Origin of the sequence: Mesorhizobium sp. M8A.F.Ca.ET.218.01.1.1, from assembly GCF_004791165.1 — a bacterium.
In the GTDB taxonomy this organism is placed as follows: Bacteria; Pseudomonadota; Alphaproteobacteria; order Rhizobiales; family Rhizobiaceae; genus Mesorhizobium.
Map to the genome: position 1 here is coordinate 1 of NZ_SRUZ01000202.1, position 286 is coordinate 286.

Consider the following 286-nt stretch of genomic DNA (forward strand, 5'->3'; position numbering starts at 1 on the left):
GACAAGATCAAGCCGTCGGCGGACTTCCTCGATCTGCTCACCGGTAAGATCACCGATGCCGCCTTCCAAGCGCGCCAGGCTGGTGCCGGCTTCCAGGCTCTTGGCACCGATGCCAACGCGGGACTCACCAATGCGGGAGCCGCTGCCGACACGACGAAGGCCAAGGTTGAGGCGTTGGGCCAGACGATTACGGTCATCCGAGGCGGCGGCGACAAGCTTACCGCCGAGACTTTCAACGTCGTCAACGGTATCGCCCAGCGCACCGAACAGGGGAAGCAGGCTCTCG

1 protein-coding gene is annotated in these 286 nt (G+C 64.0%); it reads left to right on the forward strand.

The window, feature by feature from the left end; genetic code table 11:
- The coding region (locus tag EN861_RS35755; protein WP_189343834.1) for a hypothetical protein at positions 1 to 286 on the forward strand (286 nt) is incomplete at both ends.